Raw genomic sequence first — 7,062 nt, forward strand, 5'->3', positions numbered from 1 at the left:
CGTTAAGACGTTGAGAGTGGTGAAACGATAGATTTATTTAAGATTAAGGAATTAGGAATTAGGATTTTCAATTCTGCTTAGTAAAGAAGTCCCTGTCTTGTGTTAAAGCAAGATGGGGATTTTTTTTGCATTCAGTTTTCAGTCGCAGTTTTCAAGTTTAGATTTGGAACGCTGATGAAACGGATTTTCAAGCGCGGATTAGACTGATTTAGGCAAGCAAAGTATAGTAATAAACCATTAAGGGATTAGGATGGATTGAGAAGTTGATTTTTTGGAACACAGATTAGAGAAATTAGAAAAATTTTCACTGATTTTATGGTAGGTATGTTTGAGGTGACTATTTTTTAGTTGGAACGCTGATAAAACGGATTTTCAAGCGCGGATTAGACTGATTATTTGTGCAAATGCGCCAAGGTTTTAAACCATTAAGGGATTGAAGTGCATTAAGAAGTTGTTTTTTTGGAACACGGATTAGAGAAATTTGAGAAATTTTATGGGGTTCACAAAGTTTCACAAGAGTTTCACTAAGTCACACGAAGTATTTAATTGCAAAGTACTCAAAGTTTTTTTGTTATGAAGGTACTAGAGGTACTAAGATTTACACGAAGGACACGAAGCTTTTTTTATAAAAGTTACAGTAAGGTTCATAAGGCATTTTTTTATTGATGGGAATTCTAAAAAAAAAGCTACTGAAACTGTTAATTCTATGCAAATTTATTAACATTTATTGCAAACCGCTGATTATTTAGTACCTTAGCAGTCAGATATTTGTAGATATGTTATTCGTTCTGTACGATTTTACACTTTATAAATGTAGGCGTATGGTTTTTAATGGCTATTACTTATCGGCTGAAATCCTTGAAAAGGGTTTATTTGTCGGTGCTTTATGTATTTTATCGATAACTGTAGTTAATGTTATGCTATAGTAATTAAAATGTTTTTTTTTTGACGTAGTTTAGCGTCCTTAATTTGGTTACCTTTTAGTGTTCTTTACTTTTTTAAAAAATAATATGAGAAAAAAATTACTATCCCAATTCTTGAACAGCCCTGCTGTGTTGTTTTGTTCTTTGATCAAACCATCCTTGCTGATTTTGTTTCTATTTTCTTTTTTTAACGGACAATCACAAGGATTATTTTCGAATTATACTTGCACACAAGGACTAATTTCGTCTCCATATACTCCGCTGTCGACCAAAACAAATTTGATTACAGGAGCATGGGATGATGCTGTTACTCCAGCGGTGAGTTTAACCACTTCCAATCCGCTCATGGGTGCGAATAATTTTGACTTTAAGTTTAACAATGTTAACCAAACCTCTTTTTTTGTTTCTTCCAACGGTTTTATCACTTTTGGCACAGCACCTTCTCCAACAACCTATGCACCTTTAAACACCACGAATGGTTCAGGAGGTGCGATAGCTGTATATGCCACTAATTTGAGTGTTGCTAGTGGTACTGCTAATAATACCGTTTCTTACACGGTTACTGGTTCATGGCCTAACCGAATATTAATTGTTGAATGGGGAGATTTTAGACGTCTTCCAACTGAAACCATTGTTATGAATATGCAATTGTGGTTGTATGAAACCACCAATGTAGTTGAAATGCGTTTTGGGATTCAAGCGGCTGTTTTTACTGCGGGTAATGCATTAGGTCAAATTGGATTGCGTGGTGGTGGAGGTGTCGTTGGTGACGCAACTGATGCCAGTGCGTTGGTTCGAGGTCTTACAAGTGTTTGGCCTACGACGCCTATGACAGTTAGTGGTACAACCACTAATACTGTGAGAACTGCCAATTCGGTTGTACAAATTGCTTCTGGTTCTAACAGGCAGTTCACTTGGACTCCTGTAGTAGTGGCTTGTCCAGCACCAACAGTTACGGTAACCGGCATTACGGCGACTACTGCCACTGCTAATTTAGCCGGTGCTACTAATTATGAATATGTAGTGTCTAACTCGGCTGTTGCGCCTAGTGGTTCGGGAACACCGCTTACTGCTCCGGGTGCCACTTTTAACATTACAGGATTAACGCCTAATACTTCTAACAATTATTTTTGGCTCAGAGCCAATTGTGGTGGTAGTGGTTTTAGTACTTGGGTATCGGCTGGTCCGTTTACTACTTTGTGTAATCCTGCTACGGTTCCTTATGTGCAAAATTTTTCAGCTACTGCCAATGGTGCGATACCTGCTTGTACTGCCCGACAAATTGTGAGTGGTCCTAACCAATGGGGTGTTGCCAATCCGCTAGTAGCCGAATCAGGCTATTCAACGCCACACCTTGTTTACTTGCAAAGTGGTACTCAAGCTGCCAATACTTGGTTTTATACTGAGGGTATTTCATTAACCGCAGGACAAACTTATCGATTGACCTATAATTATGGTGGGACACCAGGTTCGACAATTATTAATAAAATGGAGGTTAAGTATGGATTGTTACCTACTGCCACTAGCATGACTCTTCCTTTAGATGATCATCCGGATATTAAAGGAGTAGGAAGTTCCAACGTGGTGCTTTTTATAGCGCCTAGTACGCAGGTGTATTATTTTGGGTTTAGAGCTTATTCTATTGCTGCACAAGGTAACATCTATTTGGATGATATTACTATCAATACGTCTGATTGTGTTAGACCTACTACTGTATCGGCTAATTCTATTACGGGTACTTCTGCTTCTGTTACTTGGGGTCAGGTGCCTTCACCGCCACTGCCAACTACACCAGGATATTCTTATTATATTACTTCTGCTGCTGCCAACGCAGGAACTTTTGCTGTAGGCACACCTTATCAAATTGCCTTTGTTGGTTCCACAGATTTTACTACCGTAGGGGCAACATCAAGTGCTGTTGTTACCGCTTCTATCAGTGGTACTACCATGACTGTAACTGGAGTTACTAGTGGAACATTGGCCGTTGGACAAGCTTTATGGTGTACGGGTATTGCACCGGGTACTACTATAACTGCTTTTGGAACGGGAAGTGGAGGAACAGGAACTTATGTTGTTAGTCTTACTCAAACCCTAGGATCACAAACATTTAAATCGTTTACCCTTGGAACACCTTTTACAGCTACAGCTGTAGGAACGGGTAGTGGTATTGCTAATATTGCTGCTTCAGTTCCGTTAGTAACGGCGGGTAATTTTGTGATAGGTACCCAATATGAAATTGTTAGTTTAGGAACAACGAATTTTACTTTACTAGGAGCGAGCAGTAATACCGTGGGAACTTATTTTGTTGCTACAGGAACAGGAACAGGAACAGGAACAGCAGCTGTTGTTCTTCCCAATGGACTTCCGCCATCAGCTACACTAGCAGGTGGTATAAACGGGGTTAATTTAACTGGTTTAGCGCCTAACACTACCTATTATTTTTGGGTACGAAGTGCTTGTGGTGCCGGAGAGTCAAGTTTGTGGAGTCAGTATTTTTCGTTTACAACACTTAATACCGCAGGGTATTGTACCCCTACCGGAAATTCTGCAGCCAGTTACCTTTCTAATTTTAGAACTACAGGTGGTTTGACTAATATCAATAATCCATCACTTTATGCTACGCCTTCGGGTTATGCCAATTATACTAGTCAGTCGGTTACGCAAGTAGCTGGAGGAAGTTTTGGATTTTCTACATTAATAGCAGGCCCAACAGTAGGTGTTGCTATATGGATTGATTGGAATAATGATAATGTATTCAATAATTTAGCTTATCCAGCAGGAGAGCGTATGTTTAATACGGCTGCTTATGTATCTGCGGCATCAGGTTCTATTACAGTTCCAGTAGGAACGACTATCGGTAATTATAGAATTCGTGTTGCCATTGATTATTGGGCGACCAGTCCAAATCCTTGTTCTATTTTTAATCAATCGGGAACGAGAAGAGGAGAAGTAGAAGATTATAACTTATATGTATCGGCACCACCAGCGCCCTTAACTTTGTCGCTTTCCACTAGTACGCAATGTATCAGTGCTAATTCGCCAGTGGTAACCTTAACCGCAGGAGCCGCTAGTTATGATACGTTTACTTGGACACCAGCTACAGGAGTAACGGGTGATCAAATCACTGGTTGGGTATTTAATAATCCTACCACCACCACTTATACTTTAAATGCTATAAAAACCACTCCTTTCTCTGTGAATAGTGCTACGTTTACCTATGTGGCTTCGCCACCACCATCAGCCGTAACGATTACTCCTGCTAGTGCGGAAGTTTGTCCAAATGGACCAGCGGTATTGCTCACAGCCGGTGGAGGTATTGTAAATAATAGTGTAGCGCTTTCAGAAGATTTTGAAGCAGGTGCGACTTCATGGACTATATCTAATTTTTCAGGACCTTCGAATCCTGTAACTACTAGTCCGGCACCACAACCTTTATGGACGATTAGACCTAATAATTACAACCGACCACCACAGTTTAATAGTAATGATAATTCCAAATTCATTCTTTCCGACTCAGATGCTCAAGGATCAGGAACTACTACTAGTGTTACTTTAGAGTCACCAGTGTTTAGTTTGTCGAATTTTTCAACCGCTACTTTAAGTTATTGGCATTACTACAGAAACTGGTCTTCTTCTACTGCACTAGTTGAAATTTCAACTAATGGAGGAGGAACGTATACTACATTGCGTACTTATACTACTGTTGCTGATGGAAGTCCAACAGCTTTTGCCAATGTAACTGTAGATTTGAGTGGTTATTTGGGACAAAGTAATTTAAAATTACGCTTTAAATATGATGCTAGTTGGGGTTACTATTGGGCATTGGATAATGTAGTAGTTAGTGGCGACAAACCCGCTCAATTTGTATGGTCACCACTTACTGATTTATATACGGATATAAACCATACTATACCTTATACTGGTACAGTAGCTAATGCGGTTTATACCTTTGCCACTGCCGATATAACGTATACTGCCACCGCCGCTAGTGTGGGAACTTGTACTACTACCAATACGGTAGCTGTTACTTATGTACCTTTAGTAGGAGGAACAGCTTCTAATAATCAAACCATTTGCGGAGGTGCACCTGCCAACTTGACTTTGTCGGGTAATGTAGGAACTGGTATTCAATGGCAAGTTTCCTCGGATAATGTTACTTTTACCGATATTACAGGCGCAACAACTGCCACATTACTTTCCGCTCAAATGGGAAGTTTATCTACTACCACCTATTACAGAGCCAAAGTAACTAATAGTATTTGTACCACATATTCTACCGTTGTCACCATTACTATTTCAAAAACAATTTGGAATGGTTCTTCTTGGTCAAGTGGCGTACCTAATAGTACTGTGGCCGCTGAATTCCAAGGTAATTTTACTTCCTCGGTACATGCGCCTAACACTGTTACGGGTGATTTATCTGCTTGTACTGTTATTGTTACTGGAGGTACTGTATTGTTTGATATCGGTACGCTTACTGTTCAAAATCTAGTTAATGTAACTTCTGGAGCTTTGAATTTTGGAGATAAAGCTAGTTTGTACCAAGTTGCCGATGTGACTAATGCACCGCTAGTGTATTCAGGTGGCAATTCGGGTAATATCAACTACACTAGGGTTACTACACCACTTTTCCGATTTGATTATACCTATTGGTCTAGTCCAGTATATCCACAAAATTTATTGGCAGTTTCACCACAAACTCCATTCAGTTTGTTTTATGAATACAATGCTAGTATTAATAACTGGCAGTATGTTAATCCACTTTCTACTACTATGACACCTTCCAAGGGTTATATTTTTAGAGCACCAAATAGTTTCCCTCCAGGTCTTCCTGATGTTACACCACCACAACCTTACACCGCTACTTTTACTGGTGTTCCTAATAATGGTACCATTACTTTACCTGTGTTTGGAGGAGCAAGTCAGTTGAACTTATTGGGTAATCCTTATCCTAGTGCCTTGTCTGCTGATGCATTTTTAGTTGACCCTGCCAATGCGGCTACTTTGAGTGGCACTATTTACTTGTGGACACACAATACTCCAATTACCAATAATAATTACTCGGGTAGTGATTATGCGATATACAATTATTTGGGAGGAACAGTAGGAGGAGTGCCAACAGGTCCTGCTACCAATCCGGGATTGAATACTTCGATGCCTAATGGTAAAATTGCCTCAGGACAAGGATTTTTTATTAAAGGACTTTCTAGTGGCGTGGCTACCTTCAAAAACAGTATGCGTATTGCGGGTAATAATGATCAGTTTTTTAGAATGTCTTCTAATGCGACTACCACTTCAACCCCAGAGAAAAATCGCTATTGGATAGAAATTGCCAATACTGAAGGGGCATTTAAGCAAGCCTTAGTGGGCTATGTTTCAGACGCTACTCTAGGTCTTGATCGTTTGTATGATGGAGAGATGGTAGATGTGGGTAATGTTATTACACTCTACACTATGGCTGCTGATACGAAACTTTCTATTCAAGGTCGACCAACGTTTACTATTGCTGATACTGTTCCTTTGGGTTATAAATCAACCATTTCTGGAAATTATACCATTCGTCTTTCTATGTTTGACGGTTTGTTTGAAACCCAAGATGTATATTTAGAAGATGTCCAACTGGGGGTTATTCATAACTTAAAAGAATCGGATTATACCTTTGCTACGGTAAATGGTACTTTTGAAAACCGATTTGTGTTACGCTATACTTCGGAAGCTTTGGGAGTTTCTAATCCACTATTTGATAGTAATAGCGTTGTGGTGTATAAAAATAATCAAGCGTTGCACATTAATACAGGTTCGGTAATGATGAAGACCGTAACTATATTTGATATTAGAGGACGCGAAATTGCTACACAAAAACAAATAGGTACTACCGAAACGGTCTTTACCACATTACCTACTACCCAGCAAGTTCTTTTAGTGCGAATTGAAGCAGAAAATGGTGAGGTAGTTACCAAAAAAGTAGTCTATTAAACAGTTAAAAGTTAGTTTGCCATTGCTAGAAGTACGTTACCCGTATTTTTAGCAATGATGGACCGGCTTTTTTTATTTTTTTATTTTAAGTTTTGTTTAACGTTTAGACCAAAAATTATTGCCTTTTTTTTATTTTACACTGTTTTGAAAAGGTGTTTTGGTC

Annotated in this window: 1 protein-coding gene; it reads left to right on the forward strand. The window is 39.1% G+C overall.

Annotation, left to right across the window (positions count from 1 at the left end; translation table 11 throughout):
* Positions 1 to 1,010 precede the first annotated feature (1,010 nt).
* Positions 1,011 to 6,899, forward strand: coding sequence for a GEVED domain-containing protein (locus tag ACSVH2_RS13985; RefSeq protein WP_438093803.1), 5,889 nt, complete (start codon positions 1,011 to 1,013; stop codon positions 6,897 to 6,899).
* Positions 6,900 to 7,062: the final 163 nt, after the last annotated feature.

It is taken from the genome of Flavobacterium sp. RSB2_4_14 (assembly GCF_051547085.1).
Lineage (GTDB): Bacteria > Bacteroidota > Bacteroidia > Flavobacteriales > Flavobacteriaceae > Flavobacterium.

Excerpts from the sequence above, each read along its gene's own strand:
- ACSVH2_RS13985 (WP_438093803.1), top strand. The coding sequence starts at position 1,011 with ATGAGAAAAAAATTACTATCCCAATTCTTGAACAGCCCTGCTGTGTTG.